Raw genomic sequence first — 22570 nt, forward strand, 5'->3', positions numbered from 1 at the left:
GCTCGCGGCCGCCGGCATCGGCCGCCTGCTGTCGATCGTCGTTCCGGTCGGGCTCGCGGCGCTGCTGAGCATCGCGGCCGTGGCCGGCAACGCGGCATTCGCTGGACTTCCATCCAATATCTACGCGCCATTGCTCGGGCGTCATGCCCGGGACGAGATTGAACGCGCCGCGCGCGCCTTCGAGCACGGCCGCGCCGGATTGCAGCTCGTGGCGGAGCATGGCCGTCACATGCGTCGTGCGGCGTTCGAAACGCGTATGGACGGCGCCTTGCCACTGCTCGCGCACGAGCAGCGCGACGCCGAGCGACAGCATGGCGCCGGCGCACAGTGCCACGACGCCGGCCGCGAGCGGCTGGCGTAACATGGTCGGGAGGCGCGTGGGCCCTCGGGTGTCACGCGTCGGGGTTCCACTTGCGGTCATTCGATTGGCATTCTGTTGTCAGGGGCCGCCTAAGGGCATGTTTACGCTTATAACGGACTTGCGCTGGCCCCCAGAAGGGCCGAGCGCAAGGAATGCGACGAAGCGAATACTCGACGTATTCGTGAGGAGTATGACGCCGCGATCGGCCCTTCTGGGGGCCAGCCCCGCAAATGAATTTTCCAAGACAGGGGAACGTGCCTTGCCGGCCGTATTGCGGCGTCGATCGTCGCTTGTCCCCCAAGGGGACTTCCTTCGGGGCGTTTGGCATGGCCAAACGGCGCTCCTCACTCCTTGCACTACGGCCGGCAAGGCACGTTCGCAAGTCCGCTATAAGCGTAAACAGGCCCTTAGCACCGGGAGCAGCACAGCAAAACCGGGCAAAACTCGCACCGGCTGCACGCAACGTCTAATTTCAAGATGAAATTGTGCGCGATTTACACGTTTTTTGTAATGGGGTCACTAGAAATTGCGGCAACCGGCGTGAAGCAGCGGGCGCGCCGGCCGCGCTTGACGCGCATCAACGGGCGCGTCGGCACGTGGGGCAGACTGTTCGGCAGGCCATCCGGCACAGGGCCGGATAGCGATAACGGGCCGCCGTCGCGCGACGCGCGATGCGTGCCCGGTCGGAGGGACGGACCATGTACAAGCGGATTTTCGTCGGGCTCGACGGCAGCCCGAGCGCGCGTCTCGCGCTGAACGAGGCGATCCGGATCGCGGCGGCGTCCGGCGGCGAAGTGACCTGCGCGTATGTCGTCGAGCACCGGCCGCAGCTCGTCGACGTCGATGCGGGCTTCGCTGCCGCGCGCGAGGGCGAGGCGGCCGCGACCGATACCGTGACGCCGGTGCTCGACGAGGCGAAGGCCGTGCTTGCGCAGGAGCATGTGTCGGGCACCGTGCGCGCGCTCGACGCGTACGGCGAGGATGTCGCCGCCGTGCTGATGCGCACGGCGGCCGAAGCCGATGCCGACCTGATCGTGATGGGCACGAGCGGGCGGCATGGCCTGCGCCGGCTGCTGCTCGGCAGCGTCGCCGAATCGCTGCTGCGCGCGGCCGACCGGCCCGTGCTGCTGGTGCGGCACAGCGAGCCCGGCACGCCGGCGGCTGCGTGACGCACGCGGCAATGCACCGACGTTGACGCACGGGCGGTCGCGGGCGGCGACCGTCTCGCGCATTCGTCGGATGACGGCCTGATGAAACGGAAACGCCCCGCGCACGGCGTGTGAGCGCGGCTGTCGCTACCGTCACATCGACCGCGCGAGGGCGGCACGCCCGATGTCCCCCCTGCGCGCGATCGCGTGCCGGCGGTTGCATCCCGACATGCAGTTCTGGCAGCATCGACCGGTGTCCGCTTGTTCGCCGTGCGCGTGGCCGCGGCGATCGACGCAGCCGTATCCGGCGCGATGCGACCGCGTTCGCGATGAGCGAGGCGACGCCGTACGCCGGGTGCCCGGTTCCTTACTTCACCGACGTCATCCGCCATGCCGATCTCCGCTACCGACCTGATTCGCCAGTTCGACCTGCAGCCGCATCCCGAAGGCGGCTATTTCCGCGAAACCTACCGCGCGGCCGATTCGGTCGTGCGTCCGGCCGACGGCGCGCCACGCGCCGCGTCGACCGCGATCTACTACCTGCTGTGCGACGGCGCGTATTCGTCGTGGCACCGGATCCGTTCCGACGAAGTCTGGCATTTCTACGCGGGCGACCCGATCGAAGTGTGGGTGCTCGACGAGCGCGACGGGCTGACGATCCACCGGCTCGGCAACCCGCTCACGCATCCGGGCACCGTGTTCCAGGCGGTCGTGCGGGCCGGGCGCTGGTTCGGCGCGCGCTGCGCGTTGCCGGAGCATGTCGCGCTCGTCGGCTGCACGGTGGCGCCGGGCTTCGAGTTCGCGGAATTCGAACTGGCCGACGCGGCCGCGCTGGCCGCCGCGTTTCCCGATTACGCGGAACACGTCGGGCAGCTTGCCCAGCGCACCGACATGTGACTGTCACGGCGGTGCCGCCCAAGGCGCGAAGCCCGCGCCGCTGGTGCGTGTTCCGCGCGGTCGCGGCCAAACCCGTTTAGAATGCCGTGGTGCATCGGGTCGGCCGCGGGCGTGCCGCGGCGGCCGTTGCCCAGCCGTGCCGACGGCCCTCGTCGCACGGCTGCACGCCTTCCAGGAGCGCCGCCGTGTGGCACTTTCCCATTGCTATTCCATCGTCGCTCGGCCCATGGGCGGTGTTCGCGAGCGTGTTGATCACGCAGCTCGGCGTGCCGGTGCCGGCCGTGCCGATGCTGATTCTCGGCGGCACGATGGCGGCAATGGGGCAGGCGTCCTGGGTCAGCATGTTCGCGGCGGCGATCGGCGCGACGATGCTGGCCGATTCGCTGTGGTTCTTCATGGGCCGCACGCGCGGCCGGCGCCTGCTGAACGGCCTCGTGCGCTTCTCGCTGTCGCTCGACACGACGCTGCGTTTCGCACGTAACGTATTCGAAAGATACGGCGCGCCGCTGCTGGTGCTGTCCAAATTCCTGCCGGGCCTCGGCCTCGTGTCGGCGCCGCTGCTCGGCACGACCGCGATCGGCGTCGGCGTGTTCCTGTTCTGGGACCTGGCCGGCGCATCGCTGTGGGCCGCGTTCTGGCTGGTCGGCGGCGCGGCCATTCACGACCAGATCGTCCAGTTCGTGCTGTGGGTGCGCGCGAGCGGCGGCACGATCCTCGATGCATTCCTCGCGATCTTCATCACGTTCCTGCTGTACCGCTGGGTGCGTCGCGTGCAGTTCCGCCGCTATCTCGCGCAGGTGCGCATCTCGCCGCCGCAGCTCGTCGAAATGATGACGTCGGACGAGCCGCCGCTGATCTTCGACGCACGGCCGAAAGCGATCCGCGAGCGCGAACCGTACCGGATCGCCGGCGCGGTGCCGGTCGATCTCGATTCGCCGGACCTGCTCGATCCGGAAATGCTGAAGCGGCCGATCGTCGTGTATTGCGTGTGCCCGAACGAGGCCACCGCGAAGCGCCTGATCGCGAAGATGCAGCGCAAGAAGATGATCCACAACATCCGCGCGCTGAAGGGCGGCCTCGATGCGTGGGAAAAGCACGGCTATCCGGTCGAGCCGATGCCGGCCGATCTCGATGCGTCGCGATATTTCGTGCGGCCGGATCACGGTGCGATCGAAGGCGAATATACGGTGCGCGCGACGCTGTCGAAATAAATCCAAGCGCGGGAGTTGCGCGCATTCGAATTCCACTACCGGTTTCACGCCCTGCGATTTTTACGAAAATCGACTGGCGTGAAACGGCTTATCCTCCCTATAATCCCGCCTGCATATTGCGTGCGCCTGATCGCGCACCTTCGACGCGTGTTCGTTCGCGCCGAAAGCGATTGATCCCGCCATCGTCCGTTACGCGCACAGCCGCATCACACGGGCCGCGCGGGCGTATTCCGTGAAAGACCCGATCCGTTTTCCGGATTGTTCCGGAACATACGGATAATCCGCGGCGATTCCCATCGGATTGACGCAGCATCCGTGTCGTTTCCAATTCAGAAAACGGCGGCGGAGATTATTTCGTTTTCGGCATGCCGGAGTAGGCATGAACGGTCGCGCATTGATATCGACAATGACGGCGGCCCATTCGCGGCTGCCAGGAGACGGACTTGAAACAACCAGAAGACCAGTTGCATCGAGGGCTGGAAGAGCGGCACATCAACCTGATGGCGCTCGGCGCGACGATCGGCGTCGGCCTGTTCCTCGGCTCGGCCACCGCGATCCGCGTCGCCGGCCCGGCCATCCTGCTGACCTACCTGCTGGGCGGCATCGCGATTTTCCTGATCATGCGCGCACTCGGCGAGATGGCGATCGCCAATCCCGTCGCCGGCGCGTTCAGCCGCTACGCACGCGACTACCTCGGGCCGCTCGCCGGCTACCTGACCGGCTGGACCTACTGGTTCGTGTGGATCGTCACCTGCATGGCGGAAATCACGGCGGTCGGCGTCTACATGCACATGTGGTTCCCCGGCGTGCCGAACTGGATCTGGGCGCTCGCGGCGCTCATGGCGATGGGCTCGGTGAACTTCATCGCGGTCAAGCTGTACGGTGAATTCGAGTTCTGGTTCGCGCTGATCAAGATCGTCACGATCGTGCTGATGATCATCGGCGGCGGGTTGATGATCGCGTTCGGCATCGGCAACGGCGGTGTCGCGATCGGCCTGTCGAACCTGTGGGCGCACGGCGGTTTCATGCCGAACGGCATCGACGGCGTGGTCGCCGCGTTGCCGATCGTGATGTTCGCGTATCTCGGCGTCGAGATGCTCGGCCTCACCGCCGGCGAGGCGCGCAACCCGGAGAAGTCGCTGACGAAGGCCGTGAACTCGGTGTTCTGGCGTGTGCTGATTTTCTACATCGGCGCGCTGTTCGTGATCATGTCGCTGTATCCGTGGGACCAGATCGGCACGCAGGGCAGCCCGTTCGTGATGACGTTCTCGCGGCTCGGCATCCCGGCGGCGGCCGGCATCATCAACTTCGTCGTGCTGACCGCGGCGCTGTCGTCGTGCAACAGCGGCCTGTTCAGCACCGCGCGGATGCTCTACAACCTCGCGCAGCAGGGCCAGGCGCCGGGCAAGCTCGGCCAGGTCAATCGCAACGGCGTGCCGGTGTACGGCGTGATCGTGTCGGTCGCGCTGCTGCTGATCGGCGTGCTGCTCAACTATCTCGCGCCGCAGCACGTGTTCACGTGGCTCACGTCGGTGTCGACGTTCGGCGCGATCTGGACGTGGTGCGTGATCCTGATCGCGCAGATGCGCTTTCGCCGCACGCTGTCGGCCGACAAGATCGCGCGCCTGCCGATCCGCGTGCCGTTCTATCCGCTCGGTTCGTTCGTCGCGCTCGGCTTTCTCGTGCTGGTCGTCGTGCTGATGGCGTTCACGCCCGACACGCGCGTCGCGCTCGTGATCGGGCCAGTCTGGATCGTGCTGCTCGGCATCACGTATGCGCTGTTCTACGCGAACCGTCCGGCGGCATCGGTGCCGACGAAGTCGTAAGCGGCACGGGCAGGGGCCCGCGTGACCTTGATCACGATCATGCACGCGCGGGCCGGACGACCTATGCTGAACGAATCGATTGTCCGCGTTTCGCGTGGCAACCCGCCGATCCCCGTGACCGCCGCGACCGCGGCGGTGGTCCGGCCGCCGTGCGCCGCTTCCGCGCGAAGCTCCCGTCGTCGTTCCGCGACGACGCGCACGCACGGAGGCCTTCGCCATGCAGCCTGCCCAGCCCATCCCGACGCTTGCGCGGATCGCGCTGGCCGTCGATCCGACGCCCGAATCGCTGTCCGCCGCGCGCTATGCGCGCACGCTGCTGCGCCCCGGCATGCGATTGCGCATCGTCTGCGCCATCGACAACCCGCGCCTCGTGTTGCCCGACATCCCCCGCATCGACGCACTGCTGACGTCCGCGCGCGAGGACATGATGCGCGAGGCGCAAGCCATCAACGAACGGATCGGGGCGATGTTCGCCGGCAGTGGTGTCGAGGTCGAGCAGGCCATCATCGATACGTCGGTGACGGGCGGCTCGGTGGCCGATGCCTTGGTGAGCGATACGTCGGCATGGCGTGCGGACGTGCTGATGGTCGGCGCGAATCCGCATCACGGGCTGCTGCGGCTCGTCGAAGGCGCGATGTCGGACACGTTGACGAATCGCGTGCGCTGCGCGTTGCTGATCGTGCCGGCAGCCTACGTACGGCCGTCGGACGGCGGCCTGCAGCGGCTGATGTTCGCGGTCGACGGCAGCGAGCCGTCGCTGCACGCGGTGCGCGTCGGGCTCGGCTTCGCGACGCCGACGACGTTGCTGTACGCGGCCTACGTGATCGATCGCGCGGTTCGTCTGACGGATATCGTGCCGGTGCGTGCGCTCGAGGATGCCTATCGCGCGGAGGGCGAGGATGCGCTCGCGAAGATCGGCCCGCTGTTCCATGCGACCGGGAACCCGAGCAAGCGCGGTGTCGTCGAAACCCGCCCGACCAGCGACGACGTCGCTCATGCGCTGATGCGCGACGCCGTGCACTGGCGCGCCGAACTGCTGGTGGTCGGCACGCATGGCAGGCGCGGCATCGCCGCCTGGCTGATCGGCAGCGTGGCGCGCCGCATTGCGCATCTCGCACAGGTGCCGGTGCTCCTCGTGCGCGGTGCCGAATAAATCGTGCGATGTCGAGAGCGAAGCAGGCTTGGCTTGACCTGCATCAGAAACGGCGCGCTCCGCGCGTGAGACATTGACGGAACGTCCGGCGACACCGCCGGTCTGTCGTGCATGTACCGCGCAGCCACGCTGCAACACGCGTGTCGATGGCGGTGCGTTCACAGCCGTGACATCAATTTCCGGAGCCGCACCGTGCGATGCACGGCGCGTCATCCGACCGAGAACTCTCTGGCACGAGGGTAGGCAGCCACGGTTGCCTTGGAGGACGGGCGGGGTGCAAGTCACCCCGTCCGCTTTCCGCGTTCGTGTTGTAGTTGGCCCCGTCTGGATTGCCTTCCCCGCAGGAATCGTCGTCATGGCCGCCGCGTCGAACGGCGCGTCATGAGTCGTGATGGCGCGCGGTGGCGCCGATGCGGATCGGTGAGGATCGCGGCCTATGCGCCGCTCGCTGTAGTACAGGCGCGGCGCGCGTCAGGCGCCGCGACGTCGTGAGATGTTCAACCGTTGCACGGCCCCCGCGCCGCCCAACGGCTGCCTGCATGCTCAGGTGAAGCGAAGTATCGACCGCAGGTCGTGCCGTCGGCCGGGAGCGCGGCGCACCCGCGGACGCGGACGCCCGACATGCAGCGGCGCGCACGCGCTGCACATGCGGTTGCGCAGGCGGTTCGCGTGCGGCCAGCCGGGGCGCGCCTTGCGACGTGGCTCGGCATCGGCGGGCGCGTCGGGTGCGGCCCGCGCGCAGAGTGCCGCGGCGAACCGTTGCAACGCGAGCACCGAGCCCGCGACGCTCTGGTACTTTTCGCGGCCGATCTGCCCGTCGAGCGTGACGAGCAAGCCGGCCTCGCGTGCAAGCGCAAGCAAGGTGTCGATATTGTCGGACGGAAGGTTGCCCGCCGACACGGGCTGGGCGGGCAGGGCGCACGCTTTGCCCGACGCGCGCCGCTGGCCGTCCCGGCCCGGTAAGTTGCGATGTGCCATGGTTGGTCTCCTGCGCCAGGCCCCGCATGCCGGCTCGACGGCCGGCTGAGCGATGACCCGTATGAACGTTTCGTCCATGTCACCAGTATCGTGTCGCGCCCGTGCGCTGCCAAGCAGCGCGCGCTGAAGTCGCTGTCAGGTAATGCGCGGCGCCTATCGGAATCCGCTGACACGCCGATCGGCCGATCGGCCGTCCCGGCGACGCGCCGGCCGGTTCGTTCGGACGAATGGGCCGCGCGTGGAGGAGAGCGCTTGACGCATGATTTCGGCCGGTCTAACTTGGCCAGTGCATCGGCGTCGGGCAACGTTCCATCGTTGGCCTGTGTCAGCCGGTGCCGCGCCCCGGGGTGGCGTGGCAGGGCTCCAGTCTCGTTCGCGGGCAGTTTGCGCCGCGAATCTTGCGCGGCCGGTTCGGGGACGGATCGGCACGGCGGCACGCAACGTGCCGTTGATCGCGCACAAACATGCGCCGGCGCATCGCACGCCGTGCCGCCGTTCAGTCTTTAAGCTTCCGGTACCTTCTTCTTTTCGTTCCTCGACCGTCAGGAGTCCGTCGATGTCCAAGGACAGTTTGCTCGATTCACTCAAGGAAGCCGCCAAACAGCGTGCGATCGGTTCGGATCAGTTGCGCGCGATGCTCGACGACGAAGTCCGCGCGCTGTCGTCCGACGCGCGGGTGCACGACTACATTCACGTATTCGCGATCCGGCACCTGCGCGAACGGATGCGCCGGCAGGACGATCTCCACGACGACTCGCGTGCCGATGCGCCGCCCGCGGACGCCGATCCGCGTCCGAGCCATCGCCTGTGACGGGCGAGCGGCGCGGCGGATGCCGCGGACATGACACGATCCGGCGCCGGGCCAGGGCCGGATCCTGATCGACATTCATGCGCGGGTCGACATCGAACCGGCCCGTTCCAACGCGCTTTTTGATCGCCGTGCCCGGGATCGACGGTGCCGTCGTCGCGTCCGGGGCCGGTGCGCGCACGGCGCCGTGAAGCGCGGTAATCCTGACGATCCGCTAACAATAGTCTTGCGTTTCGTCATGCGTTTCACTGAATTGTCACAGCGGCCTCAAGTAAGTGGCGCGATTGCCGTTTACCCGGTGAATTCGTCCACCGGGCGTTCCCGCTCCCTTACCGAGTCGTTGCCATGCTCTCGTCCATCCGCGCCCGCATCCTTGCCGCGTGTGTCGCCATCGTCGTATTCGCGCTGGTCGCCACCACGCTCATCAACTATTTCATCGCGCGCTCGTACAACGACGACGCGATCGACCGCAACCTGACCTCCGTCGCCAGCGGCCACGTGGTCGGGATCGCCGACTGGGTCGCCACCCGGAGCCGGATGATCGCGTCGCTGCAGGATGCCGCGCTGACGCCCGATCCGCTGCCGGTGTTCAAGCAGATGGCCACGGCCGGCGGTTTCACGAACGTCTACGCGGGCTACGCCGACAAGGCGTTCCACTTCTCCGACCCGACCGGCATTCCGCCCGACTACGATCCGACCGGCCGCCCGTGGTACAAGCAGGCCGCGCAGGCCGGCAAGCCGGTCGTCACGCCGCCGTACGTCGACGCCGGCACGGGCAACCTCGTCGTCACGTTCGCGGTGCCGATCCTGCGTGACGGCGCGGTGAAGGGCGTCGTCGCAGCGGACGTCGCGATGGACACCGTGATCGCGAACGTGAAGTCGATCCGTCCGACGCCGGCGAGCTTCGGGATGTTGATCGACAGCAACGGCCACGTGGTTGCCCACCCGGATCCGAAGCTGACGCTGAAGCCGGTCGCCGACGTGTCGCCCGAACTCGGTGCGACGAACGGCGCGACGATCGCGGCCGCGGCCGCGCCCGTCGAGGTGACGGTCGGCGGCGACGCGAAGCTGGTGCGCGCGCGCCCGGTGCCGGGCACGGACTGGTACGCGCTGGTGCTGCTCGACAAGAACGAAGCGACGGCCGGGATGCGCTCGCTGCTGACCGCGTCGCTGATCACGCTGCTCGTGATCGTCGGTGTGGCGTCGCTGATCATCGGTGCGATCACCGCGACCGCGTTCCGCCGCCTGTCGCAAGTGCGCCAGGCCATGGCCGCGATCGGCTCGGGCGCCGGCGACCTGACGCAGCGCCTGCCGGCCGACGGACGTGACGAAGTGGCCGACATCGCCCGCTCGTTCAACAGCTTCGTTGACAAGCTGAACGATGTGATGCGCCAGATCCGCGACGCAAGCGAATCGGTGCGCACGGCCGCGAACGAGATCGCGGCGGGCAACCAGGACCTGTCGTCGCGCACCGAATCGGCGGCGGCGAGCCTCGAGGAAACGGCCGCGTCGATGGAAGAGATCACCGCGACGGTGGGTCAATCGGCCGCCGCCGCCGGCCAGGCCGACGAACGCGCGGCGGCCGCTTCGCGGATCGCGTCGCACGGCGGCGTGGTCGTGTCGGACGTCGTCGCGACGATGGAGAGGATCGAGGAAGCCTCGGGCCGCATCGGCGACATCATCGGCGTGATCGACGGGATCGCGTTCCAGACCAACATCCTCGCGCTGAACGCGGCCGTCGAAGCGGCGCGCGCGGGCGAGCAGGGCCGCGGCTTCGCGGTCGTCGCGCAGGAAGTACGCAGCCTCGCGCAACGCAGCGCGCAGGCCGCGCGCGAAGTGAAGGTGCTGGTCGAATCGACGGTCGCGAGCGTGTCGGCCGGGTCCGGGCAGGTGCGTCAGGCGGGCGACACGATGCGCGAGATCGTGTCCAACGTGTCGAACGTGACGACGATCATCTCCGAGATCACGCACGCGGCGAACGAGCAGACGCGCGGCATCCAGGAAGTGAATCGCGCGGTCACGCAGCTCGACGAAATGGTGCAGCAGAACGCGGCGCTCGTCGAACAGTCGACGGCCGCCGCGACGGCGCTGCAGTCGCAGGCGAACGCGCTGGCGACCACGGTCGGGCGGTTCAAGGTCGCTTGACGCGGCTTGCGGGAAACACGGCCGCGCCGCTCAGGAGCGGCCGTTGTCGCGCATCAGCGCGAGCCGGTTGTAGAGCGTTTTCAGGCTGATCCCGAGCGCTTGCGCGGCGCGCGGCTTGTTGCCGTCGAAGTGGCGCAGCGTGGCCGCGATGAAGCGCTGCTGCGCATGGTGCAAGGTCGCGCCGAGCGGCAGCGCCATCGTGTTCTCCGACAGGCGCTCGGGCGGCATCGCCGGCTTCGGCAGCGTGACGTCGATGCCTTCGTCCGCCAGGATGTACGCGCGCTCGATCGTGTTGTGCAGCTCGCGGACGTTGCCGGGCCACGAATACGCGCGCAGCGCGGCGATCGCCGCGTCGTTCAGCCGCTTGTGCGCATGGTGCCGCGCGTTGAGCGCGTCGACGAATTCCAGGGCGATCGTCTCGATGTCGCTGTCGCGCTGGCGCAGCGGCGGCACGTACAGCGCAAACGCGGCGAGACGATAGAACAGGTCCTCGCGCAGCCGGCCGTCGCGCACGGCTTCGGCCGGGTTGTGGCGCGTGGCCGACACGATGCGCACGTCGAGCGGAATCGGCTCGGTGCCGCCCACCCGCACGATCACGTTCGATTCGATCGCCCGCAGCAACTTCACCTGCAACGACGCGGGCATTTCCGCGATCTCGTCGAGCAGCAGCGTGCCGCCGCGCGCGGCTTCGAAGAACCCTTCGCGCTGCGCGATTGCGCCCGTGAAGCTGCCTTTCTCGTGCCCGAACAATTGAGATTCCGCGATATCGGGCGGAATCGCGCCGCAGTTCACGGGGACGAACGGGCCGTCGCACCGGGCACTGAGATCGTGCAGCCGGCGCGCGACGATATCCTTGCCGACCCCGCTTTCGCCGGCAATCATCACGCTGGCGCGGGTCGGTGCGATCTTCTCGATGCGGCCGAGCAGCGTGCGCATCGCGGTGGACCGGCCGGACAACCGGCGGCCGTCCGCACGTTGCTTCGACCGGTTGGCGGTTTCTCCCATTGGCATGGATCGGTATTGGGTGGGGCCGTTTTGAAAATCGGCACCACGCGCTCCGTTGATTGCAATATTTTCATCGACAGCGAAACGACCATGAAGGTGCCGCGAAATAGAAATTTCCAATGTGCGCGGCGGGGACAGAAGAAACAGGCCATCGATTCCCGACGCGCATCGCGGCCTCTCAATGCCATCCAGGGTCGTAACGGTGCTTTTTTACAGAATTCCGATGAAAAAGCCGGACGTGACCATCATGCGTTGACGCGGCGCGCGACACCGGCCGGTGCTCAACCCGTCACGGCACACCCGCCAGCCAGGGTGTCGGGTGGGCAGCCATCCACGATCCGTGCCGGGCATGCCGCTTGCGGATGCCATCAGGCTCGCCCGGCACGCTCGACGGCAGGCCGGATGGTCGACTTGCGGCATGACGCCATGCGACCGGAGCCGGCGCGAGGCAAGGATGCAATGAGGACCCTGACCCGTGAGCTGTTACGGCAGGGTGCATGGATCGTGCTGGCCGTCGGGCTGGCGTCCGCGCTGCAGGCGTGGGCGGTTCGCGTCGTCGGTGAGCACGCGCCATTTGCGCCGCTGCCCTTTTATGCAGGCGTCGCGGCTGCCGCCTGGCTGACGTCGTTCGGCGGTGGGCTGGTCGCGGCTGCGTTGAGCGTCGCCGTGATCGGCACGCTGTGGTGGCGTGATGCGCCGCTGGCCGCGCTGCTTACGCAAGCCGGTGCATTCGTCGCGATCAGCTTCGTCGAGTGCGTGCTCGTGATGGCCGTGAAGCCGCTGCTCGCGAACGATCGCCTGCGCGAACCCGATGACGACGCCGCTGCCCGCGAGCCGCATCGCGAGCCGGCGCCGGCCGCACGCGTGCCGGCACCCGACGACCGCCTGCTGCGCCGTGTGGTCGACGCTTCGCCGGACGCGATCGTCGGGGTCGATGCCGCACGCCGGATCACGAGCTGGAATCCGGCCGCGCGGCGGATCTTCGGCATCGACGCGGCCCAGGCCGCCGGGCGCGACGTCGCCGCGATGATCGCGCCGCGCTGGCTGCGGCGCCATCCGCTGCCCGCGTCGTTCGCGAACCTGCACGCGCCGGTCGGTCCGCTCGACGTGCTGTGCGTGCGACGCGACGGCGGCCGTTTTCGGGCAACCTTCGCCGCCTCGCCGATGGTCGATGCGCAGGGCAACTGCACGGGCCTGTCGATGACGCTGCGCGACGCGCACGAACGACGCCGCGGCGAGCGGCGCAACCTGCGCTCGCTGCGCGGTGCACGCGACGCACGCGCCCAGGCGGACACGTCGAACCGGCTGAAGGACGAACTGCTGGCCACGGTGTCGCACGAGCTGCGCACGCCGCTGAACGTGATCTACGGCTGGGTCGAGGTGCTGCGCAACGTCGACGGCCAGGGGCTCGCGCAACAGGCCGTCGACGCGATCGATCGCAGCGCGCGGTCGCTGTCGCACATGGTGGCCGACCTGCTCGACGCGTCGTCGCTCGCGACCGGCCGTTTGCGCCTCGAGCGCGTGCCGGTCGATCTCGTGCGGATCGTGCGCGATGCCACGCGTGAACTCGACGCGACGGCACGGGCGAGCGGGCTCGCGCTGTCGACCCACTACGCGATGCCGACCTGCGTGATTCCGGCAGACCGCGAGCGCGTGCGCCAGCTTCTGTCGAACCTGTTGTCGAATGCGATCAAGTTCACGCCGCCGGGCGGGCGCATCGTCGTGTCGCTGGCCCGGGCCGGCGAGCGCGTGCGGCTGTCGGTCGCCGATACGGGGCAGGGCATTGCGCCGGAATACCTGCCGCACCTGTTCGAGACGTTCAGCCGGCCCGAACGCGCATTCGCGTCGCCGGAGCGCGGCCTCGGGCTCGGCCTGTCGATCGTGCGCAACATCGCGCAACTGCACGGCGGCGATGTCGTCGCGACGAGCGCGGGCGCCGGGCGCGGGACGACCGTCACGGTCACGCTGCCGGCTGGCTGGGATATCGACGATCCGGCCGAAAACCTGCTGCACGCGGCGGCCACGCCGGCGCCGGTGACGCTCGACGGCCAGCGCGTGCTCGTCGTCGACGACGACGCGACATCGCGCGCGAGCCTCGCCGCGGCCCTCGAAACGATGGGCGCGCAGGTATCGACCGCGCAGTCGGGGCACGACGCGCTCGACGCGGTGGAGCGGCAGGCGCCGAACGTCGTGCTGTCGGATCTCGCGATGCCGGACGGTGACGGCTTCTGGCTGCTCGACCGCATCCGTCATTTGCCGGGCAGCAGCGGGCATCTGCCTGTCGTCGCGGTCACGGCCCATGCCGGCAACGCCGACCGGCAACGCGTGATGGCGGCCGGGTTCGACGCGTACCTGCGCAAGCCGGTGGACATGCCGACGCTGGCGAGCGTGATCGCCGATGTCGCGCCGGACGCCGCGCACGATCGGAAAGGGCGTGGCCGGTAGCAGCCGGCGTGGCGGCTTGCCGGGTCATGACGAGGGAAGGCGGCGCGATGGACGCAACGGCAACCCGCGCGGCCGGCCCGCTCCGTCGCGACACACGGAGGTCCGGATGAAAACGAATCGAATGCATCGGCCGGCGGCGATCATGCTGGCCGCGAGCGTCGGCGCATCGATCGCCGTACTCGCCCATGCGCAGGCGTTACCCGCTTCGTCGGCGCAGGTCGCGCCGGGCGTCATCCGCCCCGGCACGACGGCCGACGAGGCCGGCTTGACCCAGCGGCCGACCGGTATCGATGCCGAATTCGTCGACAAGGCCGGCATGATCGGCAAGGTGGCGCGGCAGGCCAGCCAGCTCGCGCTCGACCGCTCGTCGAACCCCAACGTGAAGGCATTCGCGCGCCGGATGGTCGACGATCACGGACGAATCGCCGGCGAATTGCGGCAGCTTGGCGCGACCAAGGGCGTACCGGTCCAGTCGCGGATGCTCGTCGATCCGGCCGTGACCGCGCTGCGAACCAGGGAAGGTCATGCGTTCGACACGGCCTATGTCGCGCTGGCGGGCCCGAGCGCGCATGAAGCGGCGATCCGGCTCTACGAAACAGAAGCGCGCAACGGCCGCGATCCGCAGCTTCGCGCGTTCGCGGCCAACGCGTTGCCGACGCTGAAGGCGCTTCTGGCCGCCGCCCGGCAACTCGCGCGGACGGTGGCGGCCGCACACTGAGCGCCGATCCGCGCTACCGCTTGCCGCCGTCGGGGCTTTCTGGGCTTTCAGGCGCTTCGGGACCGCCCGGCGACGCTTCGTACGGCGGAGAGTCGAGCGCCGTTTCGCCTTCCTCGATCAGCCAGTACGGCGAACTGCCGTAGTACGCATGCAGCGCCTCGGCCCACGCCGGATCGGCCATGGCGGGCCAGCGGTTCCTGTCGAAGCCGGGGGCTTCGCGCACGCGTTCGGTGGCGACGGGCAACACGAAGCAGCGGCGTTCGACGTCGAGCACGAGCACGTTCCACGGCACCGCGAGCAGCTTGTCGCCGATCCCCGGCGGGCTGCCCGCCGACACGACCGCATACGCGATCCGGCCGGAGCGCACGTCGAGCATGATGTCGGCGATCTGGCCGATGTCGTCGCCGTCCATCGTCAGCACGCGGTCGCCTTCGAGCGTGCGGGCGGCCATCACGTCGGGCCCCGGCCCGCCGCCGGCCGTGCGGCGCTTGCCGCCGACGATGCGCGTGTCGTCACGCGACGGTCTGTCCGTTGTCATCGAACACCTCCTGGTCGAAGCGGCACCCGGGCGGGCCACGCGGTATCAACGGGCGCCGGTCAACGCCGGCGCGGCAGCGACACGTCCTCGAGCGTATTGGCCAGCTCGTCGCGTTCGGGGCCGCCCGCGCGCGTCGCGATGTCGCCGAGCGACACGATGCCGACCAGCCGCCGGTTGCGGTCGAGCACCGGCATCCGATGCAACTGCACGTCGGCCATCCGCTGCTGGACGTCGCCGACACCGTCGTCCTCGACGCACCACTGCACGGGGTGGGACGCGACCGCCTGCACAGGCGTGTCGGACGAATGGCCGTGCGACAGTCCGCGCACCGCGAGGTCGCGGTCGGTCACGATCGCGACGAGTTCGGCGCCGTCGCAAACGGGCAGCACGCCGATATCGAAGCGCCGCATCAGTTCGGCCGCGTGGCGAATCGTGTCGGTCGGCGCGACGCACACCACGTCGCGCGACATGATCTCGGTGACGCGATACATGAAGGTCTCCTTCGTGAGCAAGACTATCGGGGAGCAGATGGCGTGCCGCGCGCGGGCCGCACACGCCGGGCCGCGCCGGCCAGGCGACGGAGAAATTTGCCAGCCCGCTTGTACATCTTCCACGGCGACAGCCGCGAACGGGCGGGGCGGGACATCAGTGGCCGATGCCCGTCATCGCGACGATCGCGAGCACCACCGCGCTTTCGATCGCCGCCAGCGCGGCGACGCCGGCGGCGCCGCTGACTTCATGCCATCTGCGTTCAAGGCGTTTCATCAGATCAACTCCGGATTGCTCCGGCACGCCGCTGCGCCGCCGCGCAGCGCGGGCCGGTTGCCGCCGTCAGCCGTGATCGCGGGGCGGTGAAGGGACGTGCGGCGAGCGGCGTTCGTGCTCGCCGGCGGGCTTGGCAGGATCGATACGGGTCGCGCCGCCCACGGCGGGCGGGTCGCTGGCCGGAAACGTCTCCTCGAGGCCCTCGTCGATGCGCTCCTCCGTCTTGTCTTCGGACGGCGGGCGCGACGTGGCGAGCCAGAGCAGTCCGGCAGCCGGTGACACGGCGTCGTGGCGGCCGGGGGCGTGAACGGTCATGGTCGAACCTCCTTGGTCATGGATGGGGGCGCAAGCGCCATGCCCGCGCGGGCCGACGGTACGACGCTTGCGCGTGGGCGAAACCGCACGGGGCGCGGCGCAGCCACGCGCGCCGTCGGCGTGGACAAGAGGACATCGTGATGAATGCATCCAGGGAAAGAATACGGTACGACGCGAACGTATGCGGCGGCGATTTCGCCCATGTGCGCGAGCGTTTCGACACGTGGAAGCGCGAGTCGCTGGTCTATCGGCCCGAGCGGCGCATGTTCGACGGCAAGGACGAGGTACGCGAACTGAACGACACCGTCTACGACGGCCCCGAGCGCGCGCAGCGGGCGCTCGTCGCGGAATGCACGCCGTCCGACCGGTTCGCGCTCGCGGCACGCCTGACCGCGGAAGGCCGCACGATGTGGCTGGTGATGGCGGCCTACGACGACTGAGTGCGCGGCAGCGTCCGACCGGAGCGGGCAACCGGGCGCGCCGGAGCGGGCACGCCGCTTGCGCGCGATGCCGGCGCCATCGAGATGCGCGCGCCGTCGCGCAGGAGAGACATGAATACGCCATCCAAGCTGCACCGCCCCGAGCCGACGACGCCCGATGTCGACCCGGACCCGCCGCCGCCCGGGCACGACGATCCCGTCGATCCGCCCGTGCCGGATGGGCTGCCGGAAGGCGACCCGCCGTCGCAGCCGCCACCGATGCGGATGCCGGGAGGCGGTGCGTCACAACCGTCCGCGCGAACACTGAAAAAAGGAGGACCCTCATGGACATTCACGTGCAATCGCCAGACAAGCGCGCGATCGCTCAGGTGCTGGGCCGCTACTTCGAATCGCGCTCGTTGCGCTATCACATCGAGGAATTGCCGGGCGGCGTGCTGCAGATCGGCTTTCGCGCCAGCGGCCGCCCGGCCGCCGTCACCGTGTCGTTCGACGATGCCGCATACGACACCTATACGCACTGGGATGCGAGCCAGAAACAGCTCGCGCTCGGTCGGCTCGCCGACGGCTTCTCGCGGATGATGTCGGCGCGCAGCCCGGCCGCGCTGGCCGGCGACTATCACGTCGAGCGTTTCTGATTCCATCCCGCTTCACCGGACTGTCCCGCGTACGGCAAAGTGCCCGCACGCAGCGGGCGCTTTGCGTCCGCGCGCGTGTCGCGTAGGATGTCCGTTAATTCAGCGCATGCTACGTTCGCGCCGCAGGCTGCCAGCCGCTGCAGCCGAAGAGGCGCAATGCGCTCCTTTACTTCGGGTTCGTTTCGCGCAACCGACGGGGACCTTGATGACTGTTGCTCGCCCTTTGCTGTCACCCGGCGCACGCCGGTTCGTTTCCGGGGTGTCGGCCTGCGCGGCGCTTGCCGCGGCCGGCGCCCGCGACGCGTCGGCCCAGACGCCTTCACCGCTCGGCGAGTGGCAATACTCGGCGGGCGTGCCGCTCCAGAAACTGTTCGAGCCGAATGTCTCCACCTGGGATATCAGCATGGGCGCCGCGATGACGCTGCAGCCGCGCTATGCGGGCTCCGATCGCTATCGCGTGATGGGCGGCCCGACGGTCGATATCCGCTATCGCGACCTGTTCTTCCTGTCCACCGGCGAAGGGCTCGGCGCGAACGTGCTGCGCGGGCCGAACTGGCGCGTGAGCCTGTCCGTCGGCTACGACCTCGGGCGCCGCTCGGCCGACGACATCCAGCACCTGAACGGCCTCGACAACATCAACGCGGCACCGGTGATGAAACTGGCGGCCGACTACGTGATCTCGAAGGAATTTCCGCTCGTGCTGCGCGCGGATGTCCGGCGCAGCATCGGCGGTTCGAATGGCTGGGTCGGCGATTTCTCCGCATACATGCCGCTGCCGGGCAGCAACGAGCATTTCTTCTGGTTCGCGGGGCCGACCGTGTCGTTCGCCGATTCGCGCTACATGAACAGCTGGTTCGGCGTGAGCCAGGGCGGTGCCGCGCGTTCCGGGCTGCCGGCCTATTCGTCGGGGGCCGGGCTCAAGTCGGTCGGCGCGGGCGTGACGATGGCCTGGTTCGTGAACAAGCACTGGTTCGTCACGATCGACGGCGCGATCGAGCAGCTCGTCGGCCGCGCCGCGCGCAGCCCGATCACGCAGCAGACGACCAACGGCGTGTTCGACATGTCGGTGAATTACCAGTTCTGAGCGGGGCCGTGCAGCCGATCGCCGACGGGGCGTGCGGCAGTTGCCGTCACATTTGATATGATTCCGACCTGTACAAATGTACAGTGATCGATCCCCGTGACGCCTGCATCGCCGACGCCCCCGGCGTTTTACTACCTGACCAATTTCGAACGCGCGCTGGCCTGGCTCGGCGCGCGTTACGACGACCTGTTCGACGAGCACGAGCACGCGTTCGTCCGGCAGTTCGCGACGCTGCCGCAGGCGTCGCGCGCGCTGCTCGTGCGGATGCTGATGCGCAACGGGTCCGACTTCCGCGCCAGCAAGCTCGTCTACGACGAAATCGGCTGCGCGCTCGACGCGGTCGCGCCGCTCGTCGCACTCGGCTGGGTCGATCCGGCGCCTGCGCTGACGCTCGACGAGCTGTTCGCGCTGTCGACCAAGGCCGATCTGCTGCGCATCTTTCCGGCACTCGCCGCGCATGCGGGCGAGCGCAAGCCCGACTGGCTCGAGCGGCTGCGGCCCGCGCACGACGTCGCGCAACCGCTCGACGCGTGGTGCGCGCAGGCCGGCGACCGCGTGCTGCGCGTGACGGTCGGCGCGCTGTGCGACCGGCTGCGCCTGATGTTCTTCGGCAATCTCCATCAGGACTGGAGCGAGTTCGTGCTCGCCGATCTCGGCGTGTTCCAGTACGAAAGCGTGCCGATCGCGCCGTCGTCGCGTGCGTTCCAGCAGCGCGGCGACGTCGATGCGTATCTCGCGCTGCAGATGTGCCGCGATGCGCTCGACGCGTGGCCCGACGATCTGCCGTTCGACGACCTGATGCGCGCCATCGACGCGGTCGGCTGCACCCAGCCGTGGCTTGCGACGCGTCGCGCGAAGCTGCTGTTCGCGCTCGGGCAGACGTGTGAGCGCCGGGCCGACTGGGACGGCGCGCTCGACGCGTATGCACGCAGCGCGTGGCCCGGCAGCCGCCATCGGCGTATCCGCGTGCTGGAACGCTGCGGGCGTGACGACGAGGCGCTCGCGCTGGCGCTCGCCGCGCGCGGCGGCTTCGAGAGCGACGAGGAGCGCCAGCGTGTCGAGCGGATGCTGCCGCGCCTGCAGCGCCGGCTCGGCCAGCGCGTCGAACGTGCTGCCGCGGTCGCAGACGTGCCGCGCGAGACGCTCGTGATCGCGCGCCCCGATGCGTTCGTCAGCGTCGAATTCGCGGTGCGCGACCATCTCGCGCACCCGGCGTCGCCGGTCCATTACGTCGAAAACACGCTGATCAATTCGCTGTTCGGGCTGCTGTGCTGGGAGCCCGTGTTCGCCGCGGTGCCCGGTGCGTTCTTCCACCCGTTCCAGCGCGGCCCGGCCGATCTGCACGCACCCGATTTCGTCGCACGTCGTGCGGAAGCGTTCGCCGCATGCTTTGCGCAGCTCGATTCGGGCGCCTATCGCGACACGATCCGACGGCATTTCGCGACGAAAGCCGGGCTGCAATCGCCGTTCGTGTTCTGGGGCGTGCTGACGGGCGCATTGCTCGACGAGGCGCTCGCGTGCCTGCCGCCCGAGCACCTGCGGCTGTGGTTCACGCGCCTGCTCGCGGATATCCGCAGCAACCGTTCGGGGTTGCCCGATCTCGTCCGTTTCTGGCCCGGCGAGCGCCGCTACGAGCTGATCGAGGTGAAAGGCCCCGGCGACCGCCTGCAGGACAACCAGACGCGCTGGCTCGCGTACTGCGTCGCGCACGGCATGCCGGTGCGCGTGATCGATGTCGAGTGGGCCGGCGAGGGCGTCGCGCACGCCGAAGCGGCGGGACTGTCCGCATGAGCTACGTCGTCGCGGTGCGGGCGATGTGCGAGTTCACCGCGCGACGCGGCGACCTCGACCTGCGCTTCACGCCCGCACCGACCGCGCTCGAAGGCATCGCCGGCCACGGTGCGGTCACGTCGAATCGCGGCGCCCGCTACGAAACCGAGATCGCGCTGACGGGCACCTGGGGCACGCTCACCGTGCGCGGCCGCGCGGACGGCTACGACCCGGTGGCGAACCGTCTCGAGGAAATCAAGACCTATCGCGGCAGCCTCGATGCGATGCCCGACAACCACCGTGCGCTGCACTGGGCGCAGGCAAAGGTCTACGCGCACCTGATGTGCGACGCGCGCAGCCTCCCCGAAATCGACGTCGCGCTCGTCTATTTCGACATCGTGTCCGAGCGCGAGACGGTGCTGACGCAAACGCTGGGCGCGGCCGAGCTCGCGACGTTCTTTGCCGAGCAGTGCGCGTGCTTCGTCGGCTGGGCCGAGCGCGAGACGGCCCATCGGGCGGCGCGCGATGCGGCGCTGCGCGCGCTGGCGTTTCCGCACGGCCGGTTCCGCAGCGGCCAGCGCGAGCTGGCGGTGGCCGTCTATCGCGCGGCACGCGACGAGCGGTGCCTGATGGCGCAGGCGCCGACCGGCATCGGCAAGACGCTCGGCACCGTGTTTCCGCTGCTGAAGGCCTGCGGCGAGGGCGAGCTCGATCATGTGTACTTCCTGACCGCGAAGACACCCGGCCGCGCGCTCGCGCTCGAAGCGGCGATGACGCTCGGCGCCGGCACGCCGGCGCTGCCGCTGCGCGTGCTGGAACTCGTCGCACGCGACAAGGCGTGCGAGCATCCGGACAGCGCATGCCACGGCGAATCGTGTCCGCTCGCGAAAGGCTTCTACGACCGGCTGCCGGCCGCGCGCGATGCGGCCATCGAGGCCGGGCTGCTCGACCGCGAGACCGTGCGCGCAGCGGCGCTCGCGCACGACGTCTGCCCGTACTACCTGTCGCAGGAGCTCGCGCGCTGGTCCGACATGGTGATCGGCGACTACAACTACTACTACGACGGCAGCGCGATGCTGCACACGCTCGCGCAGCAGAACCAGTGGCGTGTCGGCGTGCTCGTCGACGAAGCGCACAACCTGCTCGATCGCGCGAGGAAGATGTTCAGCGCGTCGCTCGATCCGTTCGCGTTCGCGGCGGCCCGCGAGATTGCGCCCGCGGCGCTGCGCAAGGCGTTTGACCGGCTCGCCCGCGCCTGGGGCACGGTCAGCCGCGCGCAGGCCGAGCGCTATGCCGCGTATCCGGAGATCCCGGGCCCGATCGTGTCGGCCGTGCAGAACCTCGTTGCGGCAATCGGCGAACACCTGGCCGACGCGCCGCGCGCGAACGGCGATGCGCTGCTGCGGTTTCATTTCGAGGCGATCCAGTTCGGCGTGCTGGCCGACGCGTTCGACAGCGCGTCGATCTTCGATGCGACGCAGCAGGGCGAACCGATGCCGCGCCAGCCGGCGCTCGACGGCGTCGGGTCGGCCGGCCGCCGGCGCCGCGTCCAGTCGACGCTGTGCGTGCGCAACGTGATTCCGGCCGGTTTTCTCGCCTCGCGCTACGAAGCCGCGTGCGCGACCGTGCTGTTCTCGGGCACGCTGAGCCCGTTTCATTTCTACCGCGACACGCTCGGGTTGCCCGGCGACACGGGCTGGCTCGACGTCGACGGGCCGTTCCGCGCCGAGCAACTGACGGTGCGCGTCGCGAGCCACGTGTCGACGCGCTGGCGCGACCGCGACCGTTCGCTCGAACCGATCGCCGACCTGATCGCCGCGCAATACGCGACGCGGCCCGGCAACTACCTCGGCTTCCTGAGCAGCTTCGACTACCTGGGGCGCGTGGTCGCGCTGATGCAGACGCGGCATCCGGACGTGCCCGTCTGGGCGCAGGCGCCCGGCATGGCGGAAAGCGAGCGCGACGCCTTTCTCGCCCGCTTCGACGCAGGCGGGCGCGGCGTCGGCTTCGCGGTGCTGGGCGGGGCGTTCTCGGAAGGTGTGGACCTCGTTGGCGAGCGGCTGATCGGCGCGTTCATCGCGACGCTCGGGTTGCCGCAGGTCAACGACGTCAACGAGCAGATGCGGCGTGCGATGGACGCGCGCTTCGGCAACGGCTACGACTACATGTACTTGTACCCGGGCTTGCAGAAGGTCGTGCAGGCGGCCGGGCGCGTGATCCGCACCGAGCACGACGAAGGTGTCGTGCACCTGATCGACGACCGTTACCGGCGGCGCGAAGTGCGCGACCTGCTGCCGCGGTGGTGGCGGATCGGGTGAGACGGACGAG

General features: G+C 69.0%; 19 protein-coding genes and 1 pseudogene. 14 read left to right on the top strand and 6 right to left on the bottom strand.

Going from position 1 to position 22570, the window contains the following annotated elements:
• Window positions 1-124 precede the first annotated feature (124 nt).
• Window positions 125-421: pseudogene (locus G3N96_RS39680) on the bottom strand (hypothetical protein); the annotation flags it as partial.
• 638 nt (window positions 422-1059) lie between these two features.
• Here G3N96_RS39680 and G3N96_RS07910 point away from each other — a divergent pair.
• From G3N96_RS07910 to G3N96_RS07930, 5 genes are all read left to right on the top strand, one after another.
• The gene (locus G3N96_RS07910) at window positions 1060-1530 is read left to right on the top strand and encodes a universal stress protein (RefSeq protein ID WP_124577967.1); all 471 of its coding nucleotides are present in this window, start codon (window positions 1060-1062) and stop codon (window positions 1528-1530) included.
• 369 nt (window positions 1531-1899) lie between these two features.
• Window positions 1900-2406 carry a cupin domain-containing protein gene (locus G3N96_RS07915; RefSeq protein WP_124577970.1) on the top strand — a complete coding sequence of 169 codons (507 nt, stop codon included), beginning with the start codon at window positions 1900-1902 and terminating at the stop codon, window positions 2404-2406.
• 185 nt (window positions 2407-2591) lie between these two features.
• Entirely contained in the window at window positions 2592-3617 is a 1026-nt protein-coding gene (locus tag G3N96_RS07920) for a DedA family protein/thiosulfate sulfurtransferase GlpE (RefSeq protein ID WP_041493311.1), read from the top strand.
• Window positions 3618-4060: 443 nt separating this feature from the next.
• Complete coding sequence (locus G3N96_RS07925; protein WP_206136854.1) at window positions 4061-5443, top strand: amino acid permease; 1383 nt, start codon at window positions 4061-4063, stop codon at window positions 5441-5443.
• Between the two features lie 217 nt (window positions 5444-5660).
• Window positions 5661-6596: a universal stress protein gene (locus G3N96_RS07930; RefSeq protein WP_206136855.1), complete on the top strand. Its 936-nt coding sequence runs from the start codon at window positions 5661-5663 to the stop codon at window positions 6594-6596.
• Window positions 6597-7139: 543 nt separating this feature from the next.
• Here the strand turns inward: G3N96_RS07930 and G3N96_RS07935 are convergent.
• Window positions 7140-7574, bottom strand: coding sequence for a hypothetical protein (locus G3N96_RS07935; protein ID WP_206136856.1), 435 nt, complete (start codon window positions 7572-7574; stop codon window positions 7140-7142).
• A gap of 556 nt (window positions 7575-8130) precedes the next feature.
• On the opposite strand from G3N96_RS07935, the gene G3N96_RS07940 reads away from it, so the two are divergent.
• Together G3N96_RS07940 and G3N96_RS07945 are read left to right on the top strand one after the other, a co-directional pair.
• The gene (locus G3N96_RS07940) at window positions 8131-8385 is read left to right on the top strand and encodes a DUF3562 domain-containing protein (RefSeq protein WP_124576801.1); all 255 of its coding nucleotides are present in this window, start codon (window positions 8131-8133) and stop codon (window positions 8383-8385) included.
• A gap of 342 nt (window positions 8386-8727) precedes the next feature.
• The gene (locus G3N96_RS07945; RefSeq protein ID WP_206136857.1) at window positions 8728-10527 is read left to right on the top strand and encodes a methyl-accepting chemotaxis protein; all 1800 of its coding nucleotides are present in this window, start codon (window positions 8728-8730) and stop codon (window positions 10525-10527) included.
• Between the two features lie 30 nt (window positions 10528-10557).
• Here the strand turns inward: G3N96_RS07945 and G3N96_RS07950 are convergent, their stop codons facing one another.
• Entirely contained in the window at window positions 10558-11538 is a 981-nt protein-coding gene (locus G3N96_RS07950; protein WP_346778883.1) for a sigma-54 dependent transcriptional regulator, read from the bottom strand.
• Window positions 11539-11991: 453 nt separating this feature from the next.
• Between G3N96_RS07950 and G3N96_RS07955 the strand changes: the two genes are divergently transcribed.
• Both G3N96_RS07955 and G3N96_RS07960 read left to right on the top strand, forming a co-directional pair.
• Window positions 11992-13977, top strand: coding sequence for an ATP-binding protein (locus G3N96_RS07955; RefSeq protein WP_206136858.1), 1986 nt, complete (start codon window positions 11992-11994; stop codon window positions 13975-13977).
• 142 nt (window positions 13978-14119) lie between these two features.
• The gene (locus G3N96_RS07960; RefSeq protein ID WP_241022548.1) at window positions 14120-14695 is read left to right on the top strand and encodes a DUF4142 domain-containing protein; all 576 of its coding nucleotides are present in this window, start codon (window positions 14120-14122) and stop codon (window positions 14693-14695) included.
• Window positions 14696-14708: 13 nt separating this feature from the next.
• Here G3N96_RS07960 and G3N96_RS07965 read toward each other — a convergent pair whose 3' ends face one another.
• The 3 genes from G3N96_RS07965 to G3N96_RS07975 form a co-directional block, all read right to left on the bottom strand.
• Window positions 14709-15233, bottom strand: coding sequence for a PRC-barrel domain-containing protein (locus tag G3N96_RS07965; protein WP_206136860.1), 525 nt, complete (start codon window positions 15231-15233; stop codon window positions 14709-14711).
• Window positions 15234-15292: 59 nt separating this feature from the next.
• A complete protein-coding gene (locus G3N96_RS07970; protein WP_206136861.1) occupies window positions 15293-15724 on the bottom strand; it encodes a CBS domain-containing protein in 432 nt (143 codons plus the stop codon).
• Between the two features lie 340 nt (window positions 15725-16064).
• Window positions 16065-16313: a hypothetical protein gene (locus G3N96_RS07975; RefSeq protein ID WP_124576812.1), complete on the bottom strand. Its 249-nt coding sequence runs from the start codon at window positions 16311-16313 to the stop codon at window positions 16065-16067.
• Window positions 16314-16453: 140 nt separating this feature from the next.
• On the opposite strand from G3N96_RS07975, the gene G3N96_RS07980 reads away from it, so the two are divergent.
• The 5 genes from G3N96_RS07980 to G3N96_RS08000 all read left to right on the top strand — a co-directional run bounded on the left by G3N96_RS07980 (window position 16454) and on the right by G3N96_RS08000 (window position 22560).
• A complete protein-coding gene (locus G3N96_RS07980) occupies window positions 16454-16753 on the top strand; it encodes a hypothetical protein (protein ID WP_206136862.1) in 300 nt (99 codons plus the stop codon).
• A gap of 323 nt (window positions 16754-17076) precedes the next feature.
• Complete coding sequence (locus G3N96_RS07985) at window positions 17077-17388, top strand: hypothetical protein (RefSeq protein WP_124576817.1); 312 nt, start codon at window positions 17077-17079, stop codon at window positions 17386-17388.
• 205 nt (window positions 17389-17593) lie between these two features.
• Window positions 17594-18472 carry a MipA/OmpV family protein gene (locus G3N96_RS07990; protein ID WP_206136863.1) on the top strand — a complete coding sequence of 293 codons (879 nt, stop codon included), beginning with the start codon at window positions 17594-17596 and terminating at the stop codon, window positions 18470-18472.
• 96 nt (window positions 18473-18568) lie between these two features.
• On the top strand, window positions 18569-20263 hold the full coding sequence (locus G3N96_RS07995) for a VRR-NUC domain-containing protein (protein ID WP_206136864.1): 1695 nt from the start codon (window positions 18569-18571) through the stop codon (window positions 20261-20263).
• Window positions 20260-22560, top strand: coding sequence for an ATP-dependent DNA helicase (locus G3N96_RS08000; RefSeq protein ID WP_206136865.1), 2301 nt, complete (start codon window positions 20260-20262; stop codon window positions 22558-22560). Before G3N96_RS07995 ends, G3N96_RS08000 begins: the two co-directional genes overlap by 4 nt.
• Window positions 22561-22570 lie beyond the last annotated feature (10 nt).

This window comes from Burkholderia sp. Se-20373, from assembly GCF_017104705.1.
Lineage (GTDB): Bacteria > Pseudomonadota > Gammaproteobacteria > Burkholderiales > Burkholderiaceae > Burkholderia.